General features: G+C 69.5%; 20 protein-coding genes and 1 pseudogene. 10 read left to right on the top strand and 11 right to left on the bottom strand.

All coding sequences use genetic code 11. The features are described from left to right. Positions 1–10 precede the first annotated feature (10 nt). A complete protein-coding gene (locus tag WCE39_RS12830) occupies positions 11–1,054 on the top strand; it encodes a LysR family transcriptional regulator (protein ID WP_343277073.1) in 1,044 nt (347 codons plus the stop codon). 48 nt (positions 1,055–1,102) lie between these two features. On the opposite strand, the gene WCE39_RS12825 is transcribed toward WCE39_RS12830, so the two are convergent. Then, the gene (locus tag WCE39_RS12825; RefSeq protein ID WP_343277072.1) at positions 1,103–2,065 is read right to left on the bottom strand and encodes a LysR family transcriptional regulator; all 963 of its coding nucleotides are present in this window, start codon (positions 2,063–2,065) and stop codon (positions 1,103–1,105) included. A 114-nt stretch (positions 2,066–2,179) separates the two neighbouring features. On the opposite strand from WCE39_RS12825, the gene aceB reads away from it, so the two are divergent. The 3 genes from aceB to WCE39_RS12810 all read left to right on the top strand — a co-directional run bounded on the left by aceB (position 2,180) and on the right by WCE39_RS12810 (position 6,263). Next, entirely contained in the window at positions 2,180–3,796 is a 1,617-nt protein-coding gene (gene aceB / locus WCE39_RS12820; protein WP_343277071.1) for a malate synthase A, read from the top strand. Positions 3,797–4,134: 338 nt separating this feature from the next. Next, on the top strand, positions 4,135–5,427 hold the full coding sequence (gene aceA / locus WCE39_RS12815; protein WP_343277070.1) for an isocitrate lyase: 1,293 nt from the start codon (positions 4,135–4,137) through the stop codon (positions 5,425–5,427). Between the two features lie 308 nt (positions 5,428–5,735). Next, positions 5,736–6,263, top strand: a complete 528-nt coding sequence (locus tag WCE39_RS12810) for a hypothetical protein (protein ID WP_343277069.1) — start codon at positions 5,736–5,738, stop codon at positions 6,261–6,263. A gap of 159 nt (positions 6,264–6,422) precedes the next feature. Here WCE39_RS12810 and WCE39_RS12805 read toward each other — a convergent pair whose 3' ends face one another. The 4 genes from WCE39_RS12805 to ubiK all read right to left on the bottom strand — a co-directional run bounded on the left by WCE39_RS12805 (position 6,423) and on the right by ubiK (position 9,447). After that, positions 6,423–7,142 (bottom strand): RES family NAD+ phosphorylase, encoded by a 720-nt coding sequence (locus tag WCE39_RS12805; RefSeq protein WP_343277068.1) that lies wholly within the window; start codon positions 7,140–7,142, stop codon positions 6,423–6,425. After that, the gene (locus tag WCE39_RS12800) at positions 7,142–7,540 is read right to left on the bottom strand and encodes an antitoxin Xre-like helix-turn-helix domain-containing protein (RefSeq protein WP_343277067.1); all 399 of its coding nucleotides are present in this window, start codon (positions 7,538–7,540) and stop codon (positions 7,142–7,144) included. The genes WCE39_RS12805 and WCE39_RS12800 overlap by 1 nt, the downstream gene beginning before the upstream one ends. 76 nt (positions 7,541–7,616) lie before the next feature. After that, entirely contained in the window at positions 7,617–9,143 is a 1,527-nt protein-coding gene (locus WCE39_RS12795) for a YifB family Mg chelatase-like AAA ATPase (RefSeq protein ID WP_343277066.1), read from the bottom strand. Positions 9,144–9,153: 10 nt separating this feature from the next. Then, on the bottom strand, positions 9,154–9,447 hold the full coding sequence (gene ubiK / locus WCE39_RS12790; protein WP_343277065.1) for a ubiquinone biosynthesis accessory factor UbiK: 294 nt from the start codon (positions 9,445–9,447) through the stop codon (positions 9,154–9,156). 143 nt (positions 9,448–9,590) lie between these two features. Here ubiK and WCE39_RS12785 point away from each other — a divergent pair, with 143 nt between their 5' ends. Next, positions 9,591–9,929 carry a P-II family nitrogen regulator gene (locus WCE39_RS12785; RefSeq protein WP_343254637.1) on the top strand — a complete coding sequence of 113 codons (339 nt, stop codon included), beginning with the start codon at positions 9,591–9,593 and terminating at the stop codon, positions 9,927–9,929. A 110-nt stretch (positions 9,930–10,039) separates the two neighbouring features. Here WCE39_RS12785 and speE read toward each other — a convergent pair whose 3' ends face one another. Further along, positions 10,040–10,888 (bottom strand): polyamine aminopropyltransferase, encoded by an 849-nt coding sequence (gene speE, locus WCE39_RS12780; RefSeq protein ID WP_343277064.1) that lies wholly within the window; start codon positions 10,886–10,888, stop codon positions 10,040–10,042. A 146-nt stretch (positions 10,889–11,034) separates the two neighbouring features. On the opposite strand from speE, the gene speA reads away from it, so the two are divergent. Beyond that, positions 11,035–12,924, top strand: coding sequence for an arginine decarboxylase (speA, locus tag WCE39_RS12775; RefSeq protein WP_343277063.1), 1,890 nt, complete (start codon positions 11,035–11,037; stop codon positions 12,922–12,924). Between the two features lie 44 nt (positions 12,925–12,968). Beyond that, positions 12,969–13,373, top strand: a complete 405-nt coding sequence (locus WCE39_RS12770) for a cupin domain-containing protein (RefSeq protein ID WP_343277062.1) — start codon at positions 12,969–12,971, stop codon at positions 13,371–13,373. A 6-nt stretch (positions 13,374–13,379) separates the two neighbouring features. Here the strand turns inward: WCE39_RS12770 and WCE39_RS12765 are convergent, their stop codons facing one another. The 5 genes from WCE39_RS12765 to radC form a co-directional block, all read right to left on the bottom strand. Further along, complete coding sequence (locus tag WCE39_RS12765; RefSeq protein ID WP_343277061.1) at positions 13,380–13,838, bottom strand: DMT family transporter; 459 nt, start codon at positions 13,836–13,838, stop codon at positions 13,380–13,382. 67 nt (positions 13,839–13,905) lie between these two features. Beyond that, positions 13,906–14,661, bottom strand: coding sequence for an SDR family NAD(P)-dependent oxidoreductase (locus WCE39_RS12760; protein WP_343277060.1), 756 nt, complete (start codon positions 14,659–14,661; stop codon positions 13,906–13,908). Between the two features lie 300 nt (positions 14,662–14,961). Continuing rightward, complete coding sequence (locus tag WCE39_RS12755) at positions 14,962–15,741, bottom strand: SPOR domain-containing protein (RefSeq protein ID WP_343277059.1); 780 nt, start codon at positions 15,739–15,741, stop codon at positions 14,962–14,964. Next, positions 15,742–17,430: an arginine--tRNA ligase gene (gene argS / locus WCE39_RS12750; protein WP_343277058.1), complete on the bottom strand. Its 1,689-nt coding sequence runs from the start codon at positions 17,428–17,430 to the stop codon at positions 15,742–15,744. A 77-nt stretch (positions 17,431–17,507) separates the two neighbouring features. Then, entirely contained in the window at positions 17,508–18,182 is a 675-nt protein-coding gene (radC, locus tag WCE39_RS12745; RefSeq protein ID WP_343277057.1) for a RadC family protein, read from the bottom strand. Between the two features lie 202 nt (positions 18,183–18,384). On the opposite strand from radC, the pseudogene coaBC reads away from it, so the two are divergent. The 3 genes and pseudogenes from coaBC (at position 18,385) to WCE39_RS12730 (ending at position 22,427) form a co-directional block, all read left to right on the top strand. Continuing rightward, positions 18,385–19,601 (top strand): annotated as a pseudogene (gene coaBC, locus WCE39_RS12740) (bifunctional phosphopantothenoylcysteine decarboxylase/phosphopantothenate--cysteine ligase CoaBC). Positions 19,602–19,639: 38 nt separating this feature from the next. Continuing rightward, on the top strand, positions 19,640–20,098 hold the full coding sequence (gene dut / locus WCE39_RS12735) for a dUTP diphosphatase (protein ID WP_449284041.1): 459 nt from the start codon (positions 19,640–19,642) through the stop codon (positions 20,096–20,098). A 16-nt stretch (positions 20,099–20,114) separates the two neighbouring features. Beyond that, on the top strand, positions 20,115–22,427 hold the full coding sequence (locus WCE39_RS12730) for a phosphomannomutase/phosphoglucomutase (RefSeq protein WP_343277056.1): 2,313 nt from the start codon (positions 20,115–20,117) through the stop codon (positions 22,425–22,427). Positions 22,428–22,453: the final 26 nt, after the last annotated feature.

The following is a 22,453-nucleotide window of genomic DNA, read 5'->3' as shown; positions in this document are numbered from 1 at the left end:
GAGGCGTCCCATGAGTCACGATCTCAACGACACCCTGATCTTCGTAAAGGTGGTCGAACTCGGCAGCTTCATCGCCGCGGCAAAGGCCCTGCGCCTGCCCAAGACCACCGTCAGCCGCAAGGTGCAGGAACTCGAAGTCCGCCTGGGCGCCCAGCTGCTCCACCGGACCACGCGCAAGCTCGGCCTGTCCGAGGCCGGAAGTGTCTATTTCGAGCATTGCCAGCGCATCGCGCGCGGGCTCGAAGAGGCCGAAAGCGCGGTCGGCCAGCTGCAGGATGGCCCGCGCGGCTGGCTGCGTGTCAGTGCGCCGTACTCGGCGGGGATCGCCTGGATCGCGCCGCTGCTGGGCCAGTTCCACGCCCAGTATCCCGAGGTGCGGGTGGAACTTTCGCTGAGCAACGAGCAGGTCGACCTGATCGAGGGCGAGGTCGATCTGGCCCTGCGCATCGGCAGCCTGCCGGACTCCAACCTGGTGGCGCGCCGGCTGGCGGTGTTCCGCACCCAGGTCTACGCCAGCCCGTCCTACATCGAGCGCCACGGCGAGCCACTGCATCCCGACGACCTGCAGCATCACCGCACCCTGGGCATGCAGAAGTCGCGCCGCAATGGCCATTACTACTGGGCGCTTGGCGACGGCGCGAAGCGCACGGACTACCGCATCGATCCGATCCTGGTCGCCAGCGATCCGGCGGCGCTCAAGGGCGCGCTGCTCTGCGGCGAGGGCCTGATGCTGGCCAGCGACGTCACCGTGAAGGCATACGCCGAACAGCGCCTGGTGCGGCGCGTGCTGCCGGGCTGGACCGGCCCGGACCTGGATTTCAACGCGGTGTTCCCGAGGGGGCACGTGACCTCGCCCAAGGTGCGAGCCTTCGTGGACTTCCTGGTCGACCGCCTGTGCTTCGACGCGGACTACATGCAGGCGCTGTGCCCCAGCACGCAGTGCCCCGACCGCCAGCAGGAGACGGTCGCTGCCGAACTCGACCGCGTGTCCCGTCAGGCATCGGCCGCGGGCAAGGGCGCGCGCACCGGCCGCAAGGTGGAAGAAGAGGCCTGAGCCAGGGCGTGGTGCGCGTCCGCGCTTGCGCGGTGCGTGCCAGCGAGCTCAGCGTTCGGAATGCCCGCTGTCCTCGCGGCTGCGGCGCACGAACAGGTCGGGCCTGATCAGGTCCACGAACGCGCGTGCCTGCGGAGACAGCACCTTGCCCTTGCGCACCACCACGCCGTAGCTGCGCGCGGGGAACCAGGCATCGAGCGGGCGGATCGCCAGGCGCTCGGCGTCGGCGTCATCCAGGCAGATCGAGCTCACGATCGAGATCCCCAGGCCCATCGCCACGTACTGCTTGATCACCTCCCAGCCGCCCACCTCCAGCGACACCGTGTACGGGACCCGCGCCTGCTGGAACACCAGGTCCACCAGGCGCCAGGTCACCTGGCGCTGAGGCGGCAGGATCAGGCCGTGCCTGGAGATGTCCTCGAGCGTCAGCCGCGGCGTGCGCGCGAGCGGGTGGTCGCGCGGGGTGATCAGCATCGGCTGGAAGGAATACACCGGCACATAGCTGAGGTCGGCGGGCACGTCGAGCATCGAGCCGACCACCAGCTCCACGGTGTCAGCTCGCAGCAGGTCGGTACCGTCGGCGCTGATGGTGTTGTGCAGGCGCAGCCGCACCTCGGGATGCTGCTCGCGGAAGGCGCCGACGATCCGCGGCAGCAGGTAGAGGATGGTGGAGCTGTTGGCGGCGATTTCCAGCTCGCCTGCGTCCATGCCCGCCAGCGCGTGGCGAAAGGCCGCGGGCAGGGCGTCGATGCCGTCCACCAGTGGGCGAGCCAGTTCATACAGCGCCTCGCCCGCCGGCGTTGGCAGCAGGCGGCGGCCGTTGCGCTCAAGCAGCGGGGTGCCCATTTCGCGTTCGAGCGCTTGCAGCTGCTGGCTGACCGCGGGCTGGCTGACATACAGGGCCTCGGCCGCGCGCGACACCGAACCCAGCCGTGCCACCTGGCAAAAGGCCCGCAGCGGCTTCAGGCGATCGCCCTTGTAGGCGAAGCGGGGGGTGCGAACGGGCTCCAAGGCCGCGCCAGTCCTTTCGTATAAGAAGAACTTATCAATCGCATTGTTATATCTGTTTTGTCAAATAGTCGCCTGGCAGGGATGGTGGCTGCCCGATCCCTCGCCGAGGCCGACATGTCCGCAGCCCCCCATCTCACCGTCGCCGACGCCAGGCTCGCGCCCGGCACGGCGGACGCGAGCGACCTGCTCGACGAACGCGCCCTGGCTTTCCTCGCCGGCCTGCACCAGCGCTTCGAAGCGCGCCGCCGCGGCCTGCTCGCGGCCCGCGGCGAGCGCCAGGCCTTCTTCGACGGCGGCGGCCTGCCGGACTTCCGCGCCGACACCCGCGCCATTCGCGAGGGTGACTGGCGGGTGGCGCCGCTGCCGGCGGCGCTGCTCGACCGCCGCGTCGAGATCACCGGTCCGGTCGATCCGAAGATGGTCATCAACGCGCTCAACTCCGGCGCCAGCTGCTACATGGCCGACTTCGAGGACTCGACCGCGCCGACCTGGGACGCCCTGCTCACCGGCCAGCGGTCGCTGCGCGACGCGGTGGCCGGAACGCTGGCCTTCAACGCCGACAGCGGCAAGTCCTACCGGATGAAGCCCGAGGCCGAGCGCGCCGTGCTGATCGTGCGCCCGCGCGGCTGGCACCTGACCGAGAAGCACCTGCTGGTGGATGGGGAGCGCATCAGCGCCAGCCTGTTCGATGCCGGGCTCTTTTGCCTCGAGAATGGCGCGGCGCTGGCGGCGAAGGAGCGCGGGCCCTACCTCTACCTGCCCAAGCTGCAATCGATGGAGGAGGCCGCGCTGTGGAGCGACGTGCTCGCGCACGTCGAACAGGTGCTCGGCCTGCCCGACGGCTGCATCAAGGTCACCGTGCTGGTGGAGACGCTGCCGGCGGTGTTCGAGATGGACGAGATCCTGCACGCCCTGCGCGGCCGCATCGCAGGGCTCAACTGCGGGCGCTGGGACTACATCTTTTCGTACATCAAGTCTTTCCGTGCGCACCGCGACCGGGTGCTGCCCGAGCGCGGCCAGGTGGGCATGACCCAGCCCTTCCTGAAGGCGTATTCGGAGCTCCTGGTGCGCACCTGCCACCGCCGCGGCGCGCATGCGATGGGCGGCATGGCGGCGCAGATCCCGATCTCCGGCGACCCGGAGGCGAACGAGGCCGCGCTGGCGCGCGTGCGTGCGGACAAGGAGCGCGAAGCCGCTGCGGGGCACGACGGCACCTGGGTCGCGCACCCGGCGCTGGTGTCGATCGCGAAGGACATCTTCGACGCGGCGATGCCGGGGCCCAACCAGCACGGCGTGGCGCGCGACGACGTCGTCGCCGACCGCGACGTCCTGATCGAGCCCTCGCGCGGCACCATCACCCGGGCCGGCTTCGAGGGCAACGTCGAAGTCTGCGTGCGCTACCTGGCGGCCTGGCTCGATGGCAACGGCTGCGTGCCGATCCATTGGCTGATGGAGGACGCGGCCACGGCCGAGATCGCCCGCGCACAGCTCTGGCAGTGGCTGCACGCCACCGACCGCGGCGGCGAACCGCTGTGCCTGGATGACGGCACCGAGATCGACGACTGCCTGTTCGAGCGCGCGCTGCTGAACCTTCCGTCGCGCCTGGCGGCGCAGGGGCCGATGCCCGGCGCCGGCCGCGTTGTCGAAGCCATCAGGATGCTCGAGGAGCTGACGCGCAGCGACACGCTCGAGGAGTTCCTGACCCTGTCCGCATACGAACGATTGCCGTGAAGCGTTCCTCGACCCCCATGGGAGCAGACTTTTCCAGCAGCAGCTTTGTAGCAGCGGCTTTTTAGCAGCGGCCCTTTTTTCCAGCAGCTTTTTAGCAGCGGCATTTTTAGCAGCAGATTTTTGGCAGCAGATTTTTAGCAGCAGATTTTGTAGCAGCGGCTTTTGTGGGAGCGGCTATAGCCGCGATTCCAGAAACCCCGATCGCGGCTATAGCCGCTCCCACAAAAGCCGGCCATGTCACCAGGACCGTTCCCATAAGAGCCGGTTCTGCGACTAAAGCCGCTTTCACGAAAACCTCTACCTCATTTCAGCGCTGCAGAATTCCACCGGAGATCCACATGAGCACGAAGCTTCCGAACGCCGACGCCATCCGCAACGAGTGGACCAACAGCCCACGCTGGGCCGGCATCACCCGCAACTACACCGCAGATGACGTGGTGCGCCTGCGCGGCACCGTGCACGTCGAGCATTCCCTTGCCCGGCTGGGCGCGGAGAAGCTGTGGACCTCGCTGCATGAACGCGACTACGTCAACGCGCTCGGTGCGCTGACCGGCAACCAGGCCATGCAGCAGGTCAAGGCCGGGCTGAAGGCGATCTACCTCTCCGGCTGGCAGGTGGCGGCCGATGCCAACCTCGCCGGGCAGATGTATCCCGACCAGTCGCTGTACCCGGCCGACTCGGTGCCGGCGGTCGTGAAGCGCATCAACAACACGCTGCTGCGCGCCGACCAGCTGCAGCACGCCGAGGGCGATGACAGCATCGACTTCCTGCAGCCGATCGTGGCCGATGCCGAGGCCGGCTTCGGCGGCGTGCTCAATGCCTTCGAGCTGATGAAGGCGATGATCGAGGCCGGCGCCGCGGGCGTGCACTTCGAAGACCAGTTGGCCAGCGCCAAGAAGTGCGGCCACATGGGCGGCAAGGTGCTGGTGCCGACCCGCGAGGCGGTCGAGAAGCTCAACGCCGCGCGCCTGGCCGCCGACGTCATGGGCGTGCCGACCCTGATCGTCGCGCGCACCGACGCCGAGGCCGCGGACCTGCTGACCAGCGATATCGACGACAACGATCGCCCGTTCACCACCGGCGAGCGCACCGTCGAAGGCTTCTACAAGACCCGCAACGGCCTCGACCAGGCGATCAGCCGCGGCCTGGCCTACGCGCCCTACGCGGACCTGGTGTGGTGCGAGACCGGCAAGCCCGACCTCGGCTTCGCCCGCGCCTTCGCCGAAGCCATCCACGAGAAGTACCCCGGCAAGATGCTGGCCTACAACTGCTCGCCCAGCTTCAACTGGAAGAAGAACCTCGACGACGCCACGATCGCCAGGTTCCAGGACGAGATCGCGACCTACGGCTACAAGTTCCAGTTCATCACGCTCGCCGGCTTCCACGCGCTGAACTATTCGATGTTCAACCTCGCGCACGGCTATGCGCGCAGGCAGATGAGCGCGTTCGTGGAGCTGCAGGAGTCGGAGTTCGCGGCCGCCGACAAGGGCTTCACCGCGGTGAAGCACCAGCGCGAGGTGGGCACGGGATATTTCGACGCGGTGACGCAGGCGATCCAGCAGGGCCAATCGTCGACGACGGCGCTGACGGGCTCGACCGAGGAGGAGCAGTTCCAGGAGGCTGTGGCCTGACCAGACTCCCATCAGGGAAGCCCATCAACGTGCATCCCGGACATCGGCAACCGCGAGCGCCGGCCGGGTGCGCGAAGCGGTTGGCCGCGGGGCTGACGGGCGATGGAACGCTACCAGTCGCAGCTGCAACCGGTGCGGGAAGTGCTTGAAGCGGCCGCTATCGCGGTCGACGAATAAACCTGTCCATCTTGATGCAGTCCAGGTCCATCGGGCCGGAGGGGAGGCGCGATCCAGTCGTGCGTTTGTAGTTTGACTTGCATGTAGCTTTCTGGTGTGGTATCAGCTCCCTCGCAGAAAGGAGTCATGCCATGAATGCGCGGACCATTTTGGCGATGTTGGCGGTTGCAACCGTTCTCCTTGCGTTCGTCGGGCACGCGGAACCACGGCAGTCCGGGTTCTCCGTCCAGGAGGTGTTGAAGGAAGGTGAGCGCGTTGAAGCCAGGCGGGCGACCATCACTACTCCCGCAAATGGCCGGGCCACGGCGGATCGAGTTGTATCCGTGACGGGTGACCAGGACGCTTCCGATTCGCCGGATGCACAAAGAAGCCCCTATGTCTTTGAGATGTATGGAAATGTCGAGCTGAAGATCGATGGCATATCCGCTTATGCGGATGCTGCGCGGTACTATCCCGAGCTGGATACGTTCGTTGCAGAACATGTCAGGTTCCCGGCCGAAATTTCCAGCATTGCGACTATCGGTTGCGCCGGTTCCGGAAATCAGGTCCAGGTCGTGTATCCCAATGGAACAACTGTCACCGCAGACAGCGTTTGTGCTGGCGGCGCCATGTATACCTGTTCCAACCACCAGCTGAACAAGACTGTTGGAGCGTGCTGAAGGGCTGCTCCTGTCTCGTGCCAGCCAGCAACCGCCCTTCTCCACTCAGTCCGGCTGATCTTGCTTGCCAACTACCGTGAAGCGATCATCCGGATGCAGTCGTCCGGACACGCGAGCGAGCACAGTTCGGAGGCCGGGTTCGCCGCCGCCGACGGGGCTTCAGCGCGGTGAAGCACCAGCGCGAGGTGGGCGCGGGCGGGGCTGGAACGGGACGATGCGCGCCTCGGTGACGCGCGCGATGCGCTCGCCGTCCCAGTGGTACTGCAGGTGCGGGCCTTGCCGCACCGGCTTCAGCATGTCGGGATGGAACGCCGCCAGGCAGGTGCCGCCGGGCGCACGCACGCTGTCGTAGACGATGCCGTTGCTGTCGGCCTCGCGCAGTTCTACCGCGAAGCGCTGGCTGGCCGCGTAGCTGTCCGGATCGTGCAGGTCCGGATACCCGCCGCGGACGTCGTGGAAGCGGCCATCGACGTCGCCCAGGTAGCAGCGCATGTCGAGCACGCAGGCGGGCTCGCGGGTGGCGCGCAGGAAGCGTGATTTGTGGAACACGGTTTCGGTTACGGCGGTCTGCTGTTCGCGCGCGCAGTAATACGCGCCGAACCAGCCCGGGGTGAAGCGCGAGCCCTCGGGATTGAGGTGGGTGAACGAGGCCATGATCGGCGTAGTTCCAGGGCCCGCGATGCGTCGCTTTGGCGGCACCAGTTCGATGGCGCCCAGTTCGTCGCGCATTCGCGGGTTGGTCATCGACTCCAGCTCGTGCAGAGCGGCGATGTCGGCCGGATCGGCGATGGCGTCGAACACGCCCACCGGCGGGAAGCGGCTGGACACCACGCGGTAGGCCGGGCGGAAGCGCACCCGGGTGGTCTTCGGGGCTTGCATCAGCCCCAGCCCCGCTGGGCGTCCAGGTACCGGCGGACGACGAACAGGTCCGCGACCTGGCCGCCGAGCATGCGGTCCAGGGCCGAGCGGCCGCCGAACAGTGGCGACGAGTTGGCGCGGCCGATCCACTCGTCGGCCTGACGGTCGCTGCTGAAGATGAGGTGCAGCGCCTTGTAGATGCCGAGGACGTAGCTGATTCGCTCCAGCACGTCGTGCGGGAGCTGGCCGGAGAGATCGCGCTTCCAGCGATAGAAGGTGGAGCGGCCGGGGTTGCCGAGCAGCAGGCGTTCCTGATCGTTGTTGAGCTTCCAGAGAGCGGTGATGTTGAAGAAGGCGCGAAGCGCGGGTGCAGCAAGGTCGCGGCGGGCGGGGGCTTCTGCAATGCGTGGCCGGGTCATGTCTCGTGTCCTTCAGGGGACTTGAAGGGGATTTTAGTCCCAATCGGGACTTTGCGCAAATCGGGTCGCCCCGATATCACGCGGCCAGCGGCTGTCCCCGGGGATCGACGCCTCGATAGCCAAGCGCTTCGGCAAGGTGGGCGCTGCCGATGGCGCTGCTGCCGGCAAGATCCGCGATGGTGCGCGCCACCCGCAGGATCCGGTGCATGGCGCGGGCGGAGAGCTGCAGGTTGTCGATGGCGCGTTCGAGCAGGGCCTGGTCGGCGGCGGCCAGGCGGCAGTGCGTGCCGGTGCCGGACTGGTCCAGGCGGGCATTGAGTACGCCGGCGCGCTCGAGCTGGACGCTGCGCGCTGCGACGACGCGCTCGCGCACGGCGGCGCTGGATTCACCGGGGGGCGCGTCCGGGCGGAGCTCGGCGGGAGACACGCGCGGCACGTCGACGTGCAGGTCGATGCGGTCGAGCAGCGGTCCCGATACCCGCATCCGGTAGCGCTGCACGGCGTCCGTGCTGCATTGGCAGCGGCCCGAAGCGTCGCCGGCCCAGCCGCAGGGACACGGGTTCATCGCCGCGACGAGCTGGAAGCGCGCGGGGAACTCGTTTTGCCGCGCTGCGCGCGAAACGGTGACGGTGCCTGATTCCAGCGGCTGGCGCAGCACTTCCAGCACGTGGCGGCTCCATTCGGGCAGTTCGTCGAGAAACAGGATGCCGTTGTGGGCCAGCGAGATCTCGCCCGGGCGCGGCTCGCTGCCACCGCCGGCCAGGGCGACGGCGCTTGCGGTGTGGTGTGGCGCCCGGAACGGACGCTGCAGCCAGCGCGCCGGGTCGATGCCGCGGCCGCTGACCGAGGCGATGGCCGCGGTCTCCAGCGCCTCGGCTTCGCTGGCCTCAGGCAGGATGCCGGGCAGGCGGGATGCGAGCAGGGTCTTGCCGCAGCCGGGGCTGCCTGCCAGCAACAGGTGGTGTCCGCCGGCCGCGGCGATCTCCAGCGCGCGGCGCGCGCGGAGCTGGCCGCGCACGTCGGCAAGGTCGGGTACGCCCGCAGCCGGACCGGTCGCGACCGGTCCAGCCTCGGCTTTCGGCAATGGCCGCTGCCCGGTGAGGTATGCGCAGACTTCCGACAGCGTACGGGCCACGCGCACCTCGACGCCCCGGGCCAGTGCGGCTTCGGCGCCGTTCACCGCGGGCACCACCAGTAAGCGGCCGGCCTCGCCGCAGGCCAGCGCGGCCGGCAGCACGCCGTCGACCGCGCGAAGCTCGCCGGTCAGGCCCAACTCGCCCAGGAACTCGTGGCCGGCCAGCGCCGAGGGCGGCAGCTGGCCGCTGGCAGCGAGGATGCCCAGGGCGATGGGCAGATCGAAGCGTCCGCCGCCCTTGGGCAGGTCGGCCGGCGCCAGGTTGACCGTGGTGACCCGCGGAGGAAACTCGAACTGCGCGCAGCGGATGGCGGCGCGCACGCGGTCCTTGGACTCGCGCACCGCCGCCTCGGGCAGGCCGACCATCGACATCCGCGGCAGGCCACCGCTCATGTAGACCTCGACCGTGACTTCCGGCGCGCGCACGCCGGCACGTGCACGGCCGTGCACGATCGCAAGCCCCGGCATGGCGGAGGCCCTAGTGCGGTTGCTGCGGCGCGGGCGGCATGGGCTGCGCGGCACCGCCCGCGGCCAGCCGGGCTTCCAGCTGCGCCACCTGTGCCTCCAGCGCCTCAAGCTTTTCGCGCGTGCGCAGCAGCACCGCGCGCTGGACGTCGAACTCCTCGCGGGTCACCAGGTCCAGGCGCGAGAGCCCCGCCTGGAGCACGGACTTGAAGTTTTCCTGCAGCTCCTCGCGGCCTTCGCGCAGGCCCGGGGGCACCAGGCTGCTGAGGCGGCGGGCGAGGTCGTCGATGTGGCCGAGGTCGATCATGGGGGTGTCCTCCGGTGTTGGCAGCAGTCTGGCCGGCGCCGGGGCCTGGCGCCATCGGCCAGGCGCGTGCCGGCATGTGGGAAAAAGCCCGTGCAGCGCGCGGGCCGCGGTATCCTGCGGATCCTGCAAGCGGAGGCCGCGTGATGAAGATGATCATGGCGATCATCAAGCCGTTCAAGCTCGACGACGTGCGCGAAGCGCTGTCGGAGGCCGGCGTGGCCGGCATCACCGTGACCGAGGTCAAGGGTTTCGGCCGCCAGAAGGGCCACACCGAGCTCTATCGCGGCGCCGAGTACGTGATCGACTTCCTGCCCAAGATCAAGCTCGAGGTCGCGGTCACCGACGACCAGGCGGAGCTGGTCACCGAAGCCATCCTCAAGGCCGCCTCGACCGGCAAGATCGGCGACGGCAAGGTCTTCGTCTACAACCTCGAACGCGCGGTGCGCATCCGCACCGGCGAGCTGGACGCGGACGCGCTCTGAAGCCGTAGATCCGTCCGCGGAAAACCGGATACTCGCGATCTCATCCGCGAAACCGGCCTGTAGGAGCGGCCATAGCCGCTCCTACAAAGGCAGGGGGTAGCGGCAGGGCTTCAGGCCAGCGCCTCAGCCACGAACGGCGGCATCACCTGCGCCGCCTTGTGGATGCCGGTGCTGTAGTACTTCGTGTCAAACACCTTCGCCGTCGCGTCCGCCTCGCGGAATCCAAAGCCCCGCCCGCCCTTGCGGGCCAGCGTGCAGCTCCACCAGCCGGTGGGGTAGCAGGGCTGCGGGAAGGGCAGGGTCTGGAAGCTGTCGAAGCCGGCCTTGCCCATCTCGGCGCGGATGTCCTTGATCAGGTCCAGCAGCACCAGCGGAGACTCCGACTGCTGCACCAGGATGCCGTCGTCCTTCAGCGCGCGGAAACAGCTGTCGAAGAACGCCTGGTTGAACAGTCCCGTGGCCGGCCCGACCGGATCGGTCGCGTCCACGATCACCACGTCCAGGCTGCCCGGCTCGCAGTTGGCCATGTACGCGATGCCGTCGTCGAACAGGATTTCTGCGCGCGGGTCGTCGTTGGATTCACACAGCTCCGGGAAATACTTCTCCGCCATGCGCGTGACCTGCTCGTCGATGTCGCACTGCACGGCCTTGGCCACGCCCGGGTGGCGCAGCACCTCGCGCAGCGTGCCGCAGTCGCCGCCGCCGATGACCACCACGTTCTTCGGGTCCGGATGGGTGAACAGCGCCGGGTGCGACATCATCTCGTGGTACAGGAAGTTGTCGCGCGTGGTGACCATCATCGCGCCGTCGATCAGCATGACGTTGCCCCAGTCGGTCGACTCATGGATCTCGATCTTCTGGAACGGCGACTGCACCTCGTCCAGCTTGCGGGTGACCCGGTAGCCGATGGCGGAGCCGGAGGGATCGAAGTTCTCGTAGAGCCAGGTCGGGGCGGTCATTGCGGGTGTCCGGGAAGCAGGATCGAAGGCCGCGGATTGTAGCGGACCGCCCGTGCCCGATCGTGCATGCGCGCCTGCCGGTCACGGGCCCTGTCGCTTGCGAAGGCTAGAATGCGCGCCTCACCCCACGGCTCCGGATTGCGCACATGACCGCATGGTCCATCGACCAGGCCCGCAAGACCTACTCGATTCCGCACTGGTCCTCGGGCTATTTCGACGTCGACGACGCCGGCCGCGTCGTCGTCCGTCCGCGCGGCGCTGGCGGGCCGTCGATCGCGCTGCCCGAAGTGGTCGATCGCGCGCTGGGCCAGGGCGCCAACCTGCCGATGCTGGTGCGCTTCCCCGACGTGCTCGGCGATCGCCTGGGCGCGCTGCAGGCGGCGTTCGCGCAGGCGCAGGCCGACTGGGAGTACGAGGGCGGCTACACCGCGGTCTACCCGATCAAGGTCAACCAGCACCAGGGCGTGGCCGGGACCCTGGCCTCGCACGCCGGCGACGGTTTCGGCCTCGAGGCCGGCAGCAAGCCGGAGCTGATGGCCGTGCTGGCGCTGTCGCGCCCGGGCGGGCTGGTGGTCTGCAACGGCTACAAGGACCGCGAGTACATCCGCCTGGCGCTGATCGGGCGCAAGCTCGGAATGAACGTCTTCATCGTGGTCGAGAAACCCTCCGAGCTGAAGCTGGTGATGGAGGAGTCGAAGGCGCTGGGCGTGGCGCCGGTGCTCGGCGTGCGCATGCGCCTGGCCACGCTGGGCGCGGGCAAGTGGCAGAACTCCGGCGGCGACAAGGCCAAGTTCGGGCTCAGCCCGCGGCAGCTGCTGGACCTGTGGAAGTCGCTGCGTGATGCCGGCATGGGCGGCGCGCTCAAGCTGCTGCATTTCCACATGGGTTCGCAGATCTCCAACGTGCGCGACATCGCGCGCGGGATGCGCGAGGCCACGCGCTACTTCGTCGAGCTGTCGCAGCTGGGCGCGGACATCGACTACGTCGACGTCGGCGGCGGCCTGGGCATCGACTACGAGGGCACGCGCTCGCGCAGCTACAACTCGGTCAACTACGGCATGGCGCAGTACGCGTCGAACATCGTGCAGCCGCTGGCCGACGCCTGCGCCGAGGCCGGCCTGCGCCAGCCGCGCATCGTGACCGAGTGCGGTCGCGCGATGACCGCGCACCACGCGGTGCTGGTGGCCAACGTGTCCGAGGTCGAGGCCGCGCCCGAAGGTCGCGTGCCCGATGAGCACGATGACGAACCCGCGGTGATCCGCCACCTGCGCGAGATCCACGCCGAGCTCGAATCGCGCCCGGCGGTGGAGCTGTTCCACGAGGCCCAGCACCACCACGCCGAAGGCCTGAGCCTGTACGCCCTTGGCCAGCTCGACCTGGTGCACCGCGCGCGCATCGACGATCTGTTCTACGCCATCGCGCACGCGGTCAAGGCGCGCCTGACCTATGACGAGAAGAGCCACCGCCCGCTGCTCGACGAACTGAACGAGCGCCTGGTCGACAAGTACTTCGTCAACTTCAGCGTGTTCGAATCGATGCCGGATGTCTGGGCCATCGACCAGGTGTTCCCGATCGTTCCGATCGAACGCCTGGACGAAGCGCCCACGCGACGCGGCACGATCGCCGACCTGACCTGCGACTCCGACGGCAAGATCGACACCTACGTGCAGAACGAGGACCTGGACAGCTCGATGCCGCTGCATCCGCTGCGCCCGGGCGAGAACTACCGCCTCGGCTTTTTCCTGGTCGGCGCCTACCAGGAGATCCTGGGCGACATCCACAACCTGTTCGGCGACACCGACGTCATCGCGGTCAAGGCCGAGGGCGAGGACTATGCCATCGCCCAGCAGCGCCGCGGAGACACCACCGACGTGATGCTCGACTACGTGGGCTATGCTCTGGACGACCTTCGCGCGGAGTACGACGCCAAGGTCGCCGCCGCGAAATTGTCGTCCGACGAGTCGGCACGCCTGCGCGACGCGCTTGAAGCCGGACTGACCGGCTATACCTATCTGGACGACACCCCGCTGGAATGACGCGGATCCTGTCCGACACCGTTTTTTCCCAAGGAGGCCAAGCCATGAAGAAGGGCTATGTCGACAACATCGAGGACCGTACCCTCGAAAATACAGATTTCCGCCGGGTGCTCTACACCGGTGCGCACCTGCAGCTGGTGCTGATGTCGCTGCAGCCGGGTGAGGAGATCGGCAAGGAAGTGCATCCCGACATCGACCAGTTTTTCCGGGTCGAGCAGGGCAAGGCGACGCTTCTGATCGACGGCGTCAGCCACACGCTGGAGCATGACGACATCGCCATCGTCCCCGCGGGTGCCGAGCACAACGTCATCAACGCCGGCGATGCGCCGCTCAAGCTCTACACCCTGTACGGCCCGCCCGAGCATCGCGACGGCACCGTGCACGCCACCGCGGCGATCGCCGAAGCGCAGCACGAAGCCGATCACTACGACGGCAAGCCGACCGAGTAAGCGGTCTCAGGCCGGCGGCGCCTTCCACGGCGCCGCCACCAGCAGTACACCAAGCAGCACCAGCACGGCGCCGGTGACCCGCGACCAGTCCGCCGGCCGCTGCGCCTGCAGCACGCCGTAGTGGTCCAACAGTAGAGAGGCGACCACCTGGCCGAACACCGCCAGGCAGATCGCCGCCGCCGCGCCCACGCGCGGGATCAGCAGGGTGAACACCGCGACGTAAAGCGCGCCAAGCACGCCACCGATCCAGATCCATCCCGGGAAACGCGCATCGGGCGCCGCGCCCCACGGCGTGCGCGATGCCAGCAGCCAGGTTCCCAGCACCACGCTGCCCACCAGGAACGAGACGAAAGCCGCCATCACCGGCCCGTGCAGCGCCGTGGCCAGGCGTGCGTTGACCAGCCCCTGCAGCGGCAGCACAGCGCCGATGGCGACGATCGCGAGCATCGCCAGCCACGCGTTCACGGCCTGCGCTCCGTGGCGCCTGTGCCGCGGCCGCGGCCTGCGTATCCCGGCCAGGGCCGGCGCGGGCTCACGCGTGCGCGTCCCGGTGGATCTGCAGCCCCGCCAGCGACTGGCTCACGGGCATCACTTCCAGGCGGTTGATGTTGAGGTGCGGTGGCAGGTTGGCGACCCACCAGGTCGATTCGGCGATGTCGGCGGCGGTGATCGGCGCGGTGCCGGCGTACAGCGCGTCCGATGCCGACTGGTTGCCGCCGGTGCGCACGAGGGTGAACTCGGTCTCGGCCAGCCCCGGCTCCAGCACGCTCACGCGCACGCCCGTGCCGTGCAGGTCCGAGCGCAGGTTCATCGAGAACTGGTCGACGAAGGCCTTGGTCGCGCCGTAGACGTTGCCGCCCGGATACGGATACACGCCCGCGATCGAGCCGATGTTGACGATGGCGCCGCGGCGCTCGATGAGCGTGGGCAGCAGCCGGTGGGTCATGACGACCAGCGCGGTGACGTTGGTGTCGATCATCTGCCGCCACTGCGCCAAATCGCTGGCCTGCGCGGGCGCGGTGCCCAGCGCGAGGCCGGCGTTGTTGACCAGCAGGTCGACGTCGCGAAACCCTTCCGGGATCGCGCCCATCGCGGCGGCCATGGCGTCGGCGTCGCGGATGTCGAAGCAGGCGGTGTGCACGCGGTCGCGGCCGAGTCGTTCGGCCAGGGCGTCGAGGCGCGCCTGGCGACGGCCGGTGGCGACCGCGCGCCAGCCATTGGAAACGAAGCGCTCGGCGATCGCGGCGCCGAAGCCGGCGGTGGCGCCGGTGACAAGCAGGGTCTTCATGCGCCGGATTCTACGCCGGCGCCCTGTTGAAGGCAGGTCGCGCCCGTAAGAACAGCCCCTTTGGCAGCAACTCCTGCAGGAGCAATTCCTGCAGGAGCAATTCATGCAGGAGCAATTCATGCAGAAGCAGCCCTTATGGGAGCAGTTCCTGTGGGAGCAGCTATAGCTGCGATTGCCTGCATCGAGGCGTGGTATTCGCAGCTATAGCTGCTCCCACAAGGCCTGCTTCACGAGTAGCTGCTTTTAAACAGCGTCCTGCTTCCACGCTGGTCGCTGCGGCGACTGCTGTTCCGGGTTGCCTCAGCGTGCGCGGATCGCCAGCGCTTCCAGGCCGCCGTTGCCGAGTTTCTGCTTGGCTTCGGCCAGTTCCGAGGCGGTGCCATATGGGCCCATGCGCACGCGGTGCATCGCGCGACCCTCGATTTCCGCGGTCTCCACCCGGGCCACCAGCCCGAGCATCGCGATGCGCGCCTTGAGCGCCTCGGCATCGCTGTTGCTGGCAAAGGAGCCGGCCTGGAGGATGTAGCGGGCGCCGTCGGCGGCCGGCGCGCTCGCCGCGGCAGGCGGGGTGGTCGTGGCCGCAGGCGCCTGCGGTGCCGAAGGCGCGGGCCTGGGCGTGGCGGCGTCGGCAAGGTCCGCGGCATCGGCACTGCGCTCCTGCTGCTGGGCCGCCCGCTCACGGGCGAGCAGTTCGTCCTGGCGCTGCTGTTCGGCGCGCGCGCTGGCGGCCAGCTCGGCGTCGGTCATGGCCACTTCCTGCCCCGGAAGCAGGTCGTAGAACTCGTAGCGGGTCTCGGGCGCCGCGGAGCCGTCGGCGGCGTCGGCGGCCGGCCGCGGCCGCGCCGGCGCATCCTCGGCGACGCTGTCGCCGGCTTCGGGACTGGCCACGGCGGGGCGTGCGTCCGGGTTCGGGGTCGGGCGGAAGAAGCTGGACTCGCCGTCCGGCTTCAGCAGCCGCGGCGCCACCAGCACCACGACCACCGTGAGCAGGATGCCGATGACCATCCACGCCCAGCCGGGCAGCGGGGCGCTGCTGCCGCTGTTGCGACGTGCCTGGGATTTGCCACGCTTGACTGCCACTTACATTGCCTCCGGGGCCTGCACGCCCAATACGTCGAGTCCGTTCGCCAGCACCTGGCGGGTCGCGAGCGCGAGTGCCAGGCGGGCGTCGCGGACGTCGGTGTCATCCACCAGGAACTGGTGGTCGTTGTAATACGACTGGAACGCCTGTGCCAGCTCAAGCAGGTACTGCGCCACCAGGTGCGGTTCCAACAGCTGTCCGGCCGCGGCCAGGAGCTCCGGCCAGCGGCTGATCGAGGTGACCAGCTCGAGCGTGGCGGGGCTGTCGAGGTCCAGCGATTGCGCCAGTCCGTTGTCGAGGTCGAAGGCCAGGCCGCGCTCGTCCACCTGCCGCATCAGGCCGCAGATGCGCGCGTGCGAGAGCTGCACGTAATACACCGGGTTGTCGAGCGACTGGCTGCGCGCCAGGTCGATGTCGAACACCAGCTGCGAGTCGGGCTTGCGCGCGACCAGGAACCAGCGCGTGGCGTCGCGGCCGGCCTCGTCGATCAGGTCGCGGAGCGTCAGGTAGCTGCCGGCGCGCTTGGAGAGTTTCACCTCTTCGCCGCCGCGCATCACCGTGACCATCTGGTGCAGCACGTATTCGGGATAGCCCTTCGGGATGCCGGCGTCGAGCGCCTGCAGGCCGGCCTTCACCCGAGCCAGCGAGCCGTGGTGGTCGGCGCCGAGCTCGGTGATCGCGCGCTCATAGCCGCGCTGCCATTTGCCGAGGTGGTAGGCGACGTCCGGCACGAAATAGGTGTAAGTGCCGTCGGACTTGCGCATCACGCGGTCCTTGTCGTCACCGAAGCTGGTGCTGCGCAGCCAGAGCGCGCCGCCTTCTTCGTACGTGTGGCCGGCGGCGACCAGCGCGGCCACGGTCTCCTCGACCTTGCCGTCGGCGTACAGCGACGACTCGAGGAAGTACACGTCGAAGTCGACGCCGAACGCGGCCAGGTCGCCGTGCTGCTCCTTGCGCAGCCAGGCCACGGCGAAGCGGCGGATGGCGTCGAAGTCGTCGGCATCACCGTTGCCGCTGACAACCTGGCCCTCGACGTCGACGCTGGCGCCGTCCAGGAACGCGCGCGCGACGTCGGCGATGTAGTCGCCGCGGTACCCGGCCTCGGGCCAGCCGGCGTCGTCCGGGCGGATGCCCTTGGCGCGGGCCTGCACGGAATGCGCCAGGTTCTCGATCTGCACGCCGGCGTCGTTGTAGTAGTACTCGCGCTTCACGTTCCAGCCGTTGGCATCGAGCACGCGCGCGATGCAGTCGCCGATCACCGCCGCGCGGCCGTGGCCGACGTGCAGCGGGCCGGTGGGGTTGGCGGAGACGTATTCGACCCCGGCCGTGCGGCCGATGCCGCTGGCGTTGCGGCCATAGGTCGCGCCCTGCGCATGCACCTCGCGCAGCTGTCGCTGCCAGGCTGCGGGCGCGAGGCGGAAGTTCAGGAAGCCCGGGCCGGCGATCTCGACCGCGGCGATGTCGCCGCCGGTGGGGATCGCCTCGGCCAGCGCCTGCGCGATCGCGCGCGGATTGCTGCGCGCGGGCTTGGCCAGCAGCATCGCGGCGTTGCTGGAGAAGTCGCCGTGCGCACGGTCCTTGGGCCGCTCGATCACGAAGTCGGGCGTGGACAGGTCGGTGGGCAGGATGCCCTGGTCGCGAAGGGTGGCGATGCCCTGTTCAACCAGGGCCTTGAGCGTGGATTTCACTGGGATTCGCAGCGGGAACGTACGGCCGCACAGTGTACGCGAGGGGCCCGTGCCGGCAGGCCCGCGGCTGAACCGGCCTAGACCCAGCCCCGGGCGGCCAGCGAGACCGGCGCGCCGTCGCCGATCACGAAATGATCCAGCAGGCGCACGTCGACCAGGCGCAGGGCCTGCTTGAGCTGGGCGGTGACCGCGCGGTCGGCGGCGCTGGGTTCCGCACTCCCGCTGGGATGGTTGTGGCCGACGATGACCGCGGCCGCATTGTGGCCGAGCGCCCGCCGCACCACTTCGCGCGGATGCACCTCGGCGCCGTCGACGGTGCCGCGGAAGAGCTCTTCGAACGCCAGCGCGCGGTGCCGGGTGTCGAGGAACAGGGCGGCGAAGACCTCGCTCGGATACCCGCGCAGGCGCTGGGCGAAGTAGCGGCCGGCGGCATGCGGGTCGGTCAGCGCCTCGCCGCGCTCCAGCCCCGCGGCCATGTGCCGGCTGGCGAGCTCCAGCGCGGCGGCCAGCTGGCAGGCGCTGGCGGGGCCCAGGCCGGGAAGCTTGACCAGCTGCGGCCCTGGAAGGTCCAGCAGGCGCCGCAGTGGGCCGTGTTCGGCAAGCAGCCTGCGCGCAGTCGCGACGGCGTCCAGGCCGCGCACGCCGGAGCCGAGGAACAGCGCCAGCAGCTCCGCGTCCGAGAGCACCGCGGCGCCGCGCGCAAGGAGCTTCTCGCGCGGGCGTTCGCCGCTGGGCCAATCGCGGATGTGCATGGGCGTTGCTCCATGAGGGTGGTCGTCGGCCGCCGGTGCATCGCGACAGGGGTGGGGCCGCATGGCTGGCAAAGCGGGGGGCCTGCACCGGCTGCCGACGTGGATCCATTGCACGCGATACGGCCCCGCGCCGCCGCCGGCCCGCCCCGGGCGTTCGGGTAAGCTGTCCGACCGTTCCCGGGTCAGGACACTCCGAACGCGCATGGCCAAGGTCGACAGCCAGCTTGAAGGCGAGCGCATCCTGCTGTGCGTGTGCGGCGGCATCGCCGCGTACAAGTCCGCGGACCTCGTGCGCCGCCTGCAGGACGCCGGTGCGCAGGTGCGGGTGGCGATGACCGAAAGCGCGATGCACTTCGTCGGCGCCACCACCTTCCAGGCGCTCTCCGGCGAGGCCGTCCGCACGTCGCTGTGGGACCCGGCGGCCGAAGCCGCGATGGGCCACATCGAACTCGCGCGCTGGGCCACGCGCGTGCTGGTCGCGCCGGCCACGGCCAATACGCTGGCCAAGCTCGCGCACGGCTTCGCCGACAACCTCGTCACCACCCTGTGCCTGGCCACCACCGCGCCGCTGGCGCTGGCGCCGGCGATGAACCACCGCATGTGGCTGCACCCGGCCACGGTGGCCAACATGGCGCTGCTGCGCGAGCGCGGGGCCCTGGTCATGGATCCGGTCGACGGTCCGCTTGCCGAGGGCGAATCCGGTCCCGGGCGCATGGCCGAGCCGCTCGACATCGTCGCCGTGCTGGCGGCCGCGGCAACATGAGCCGGGGTCCGCTTGCCGGCCTTCGCGTGGTGGTCAGCGCGGGGCCGACCTACGAAGACATCGACCCGGTGCGCTTCATCGGCAACCGCAGCAGTGGCAAGACGGGTTTCGCGATCGCAGCCGCCGCCGCGCGCCGCGGCGCGGAGGCGGTCCTGGTGGCCGGGCCGGTCGCGCTGGCCACGCCCGCGGGCGTGCTGCGCAGGGACGTGCGCTCCGCCGCGCAGATGCACGACGCGGTGCTTGCCGCGCTGCCGGCCGACGTCTACATCGGCGCCGCCGCAGTCGCCGACTTCACCCCGGCCGCCGTGGCCGAAGGCAAAATCAAGAAGCAGCCGGGCGGAGACGGCCTGGTGCTGTCGCTGGTGCGCACCGCCGACATCCTGGCCGACGTCGCAGCGCACGCGCAGCGCCCGCGCGTCGTCGTCGGCTTCGCCGCCGAGACCGGCGCGCTCGAGGCCAACGCGCTGGACAAGCTGCGCCGCAAGCGCGTGGACCTGGTCGCCGCCAACCGCGTGGGCCTTGCCGGCGGCGGCTTCGAGTCCGACGACAACACCCTCCACGTCTTCAGCGCAGATGGCATGCGGGTGCTTGGCCCGGCGCCCAAGACCGAGCTGGCCGACGCGCTGCTCGACCTGGTCGCCACGCGCCTGGCCTGATCCCCGCGCCGCGCCGCAAACAAGGACGCATCACGCCCATGCAGCACACGCTGGACCTGAAGATCCTCGACCCGCGCATTGGCGGTGAATGGCCGCTGCCGGCGCACGCCACCGATGGCAGCGCCGGCATGGACCTGCGCGCCGCGATCGACGCGCCGCTGGAACTCGCCGGTGGCGACACCGCGCTGGTGCCCAGCGGCATCGCCATCCACATCGCGGATCCCGGCCTGTGCGCGATGGTGCTGCCGCGCTCGGGCCTCGGCCATCGCCATGGCCTGGTGCTGGGCAACGGCACCGGGCTGATCGACGCCGACTACCAGGGCCCTCTGATGGTCAGCCTCTGGAACCGCTCGCGCGAGGCCTATGTGGTGCAGCCCGGTGACCGCATCGCGCAGCTGGTGCTGGTGCCGGTGGTGCGCGCAGGGCTGCGGGTGGTGGATACTTTTGAACAGAGCGCGCGGGGAACGGGTGGATTCGGCCATACGGGCACGCGCTGAAGGGGACAACACAGGCATGGATCTCAAGGTTTCCAACAAGACCCGGCAGGCCGTGGCGCATGCCCGGCCCCTGCTCCTGCTGCTCGCGGCGATCGTGGTACTGCTCGCGCTGTGGCTGGCGTGGACGGGCTGGCGGCAGATGCAGGACCAGACGCGCCGCGACTCGCTGGCGGTCAACCGCGACGCGGTGGCGCAGTCGGTCGCGCGCTCGCTGGGTACCGAGCTCGATCGCCTCGAACAGCGCATGGCCTCGGCGCCGGTGCGCGATGCGCTGGCAGACGGTGACTTCGCAACCGCCGGCGAGGCCCTCGGCCGCGACTGGCCCAACGTCGACTACGCGGTGGTGCAGGACATCACCCTGGCCGAGGCCTACGGCGCCATCGACGACGCGGGCTACGGCCGCATCGCGGTGGCCGAGGCCGCGATCGCCGAGGACAGGCCGGTGCTCTGGGTCGTGCGCGACGGCGACTCGCCGATGGTGGCCCTGGCCGCCCCCGCGCGCGTAGGCGACGCGCCGGTCGGCGTCGCCTACGTCCGGCTGCCGCTGGCGCGCATCACCGCCAGCCTGGCGGCCGTGGACCCCCCCGGCTCGACCTACCTCGCGCTGCGCCAGGGCGGCTTCACGCTTGCCGAGCGCGGCGATGCCGGGTACGCCGAATCCGCTGAACGCATGGCGGTGCCGGTGGCCGGCAGCGGGATCCGCGTCGCCGCCGGCCTGCCGGCGCGTCCGCAAGCGCTGTTCGGCCTGGGGGCGGTGCCCTCGTTCGTGGTCGCCGCCGTGCTGCTCCTGCTCGGCTACCTGTTCTCGCGCCTGCCTTCGCTGGTTGGCAGGCCCGAGCATGAGGACGTGGGCGATGCGCCGACCCTGGAGCAGGCCCTCGAGCTGGAACCGGTCGACGACGGCGCGGCCCCGGTGGCGGCGGTGCGCGACGTGGCGCGGGCCGCGGTCGCGATCGATCCCGGCATCTTCCGCGCCTACGACATCCGCGGCATCGTCGGCCAGACGCTGGACATCGGCGTGGCAGAACTGATCGGCCATGCGATCGGTTCGCTGATGCACGAACAGGGACTCAAGGACATCGTGGTCGGGCGCGACGGCCGCCTGTCCGGCCCCGACATGGTCGCCGGCCTCACTGCCGGCCTGCGCAAGGCCGGCCGCGACGTCATCGACATCGGCATGGTGCCGACGCCGGTGGTGTACTTCGGCGCCTACCATCTGCGCACCGGCTGCTGCGTGTCGGTGACCGGCAGCCACAACCCGCCCGACTACAACGGCTTCAAGATCGTGGTCGGCGGCGAGACGCTGGCGGGCGACGCGGTCACCGACCTGTACGCGCGCATCGCCGAGGACCGGCTGCATACCGCGCCGGCGCAGGGCGACGTCACCGAGCGCGACATCGCCGACGACTACGTCGAGCGGATCGCCTCGGACGTGCAGCTCGACCGCGGCCTGAAAGTGGTGGTGGACGCCGGCAACGGCGTCGCCGGCGAGATCGGCCCGCGCGTGCTCGAGGCCATCGGCGCCACCGTCGAACCGCTGTTCTGCGAAATCGACGGCACCTTCCCCAACCACCACCCGGACCCGAGCGAGCCGCACAACCTCGAGGACCTGGTGAACATGGTGAAGCGCTTCGACGCCGACCTGGGCATCGCATTCGACGGCGACGGCGACCGCCTGGGCGTGGTCACCAGGGAGGGCGAGAACATTTTCCCCGACCGCCTGCTGATGCTGTTCGCCGCCGACGTGCTCGAACGCAACCCGGGCGCGGTGATCGTGTACGACGTGAAGTGCACCGGCCGCCTGCAGGGCCACATCCTGCGCCACGGCGGCAGCCCGCTGATGTGGAAGACCGGGCATTCGCTGATCAAGGCGAAGATGCGCGAGACCGAGGCCGAGCTTGCCGGCGAGATGAGCGGGCATTTCTTCTTCGGTGAGCGCTGGTACGGCTTCGACGACGGCATCTACGCCGCCGCGCGCCTCCTGGAGATCCTGGCCTCGCGCACGGAGTCGCCCGGCGAGGTGCTGGCCGCGCTGCCCGCCGGCATCGCCACGCCCGAAATCAAGGTCGACGCGCCCGGCGGCAACCCGCACGCCTTCGTCGAGCGCTTCGTGGCCGAGGCGAAGTTCGAGGGCGGTGCGCGTCCGTCGACCATCGATGGCCTGCGCGTCGATTTCCCGGACGGCTGGGGCCTGGTACGCGCGTCCAACACCACGCCGGTGCTGGTGCTGCGCTTCGATGCCGACAGCGAGGAGGCGCTGGAGCGTATCCGCGGCCAGTTCCGCGAGCAGCTGCTCGCGGTGGACCCGGACCTGCCGCTGCCGTTCTAGCGCTATGGGAGCGGCCATGGCTCCCA

Source organism: Luteimonas yanweni (assembly GCF_039548475.1).
Taxonomy (GTDB): Bacteria; Pseudomonadota; Gammaproteobacteria; order Xanthomonadales; family Xanthomonadaceae; genus Luteimonas.
This window is presented reverse-complemented; position numbering and strand designations above follow the sequence as displayed.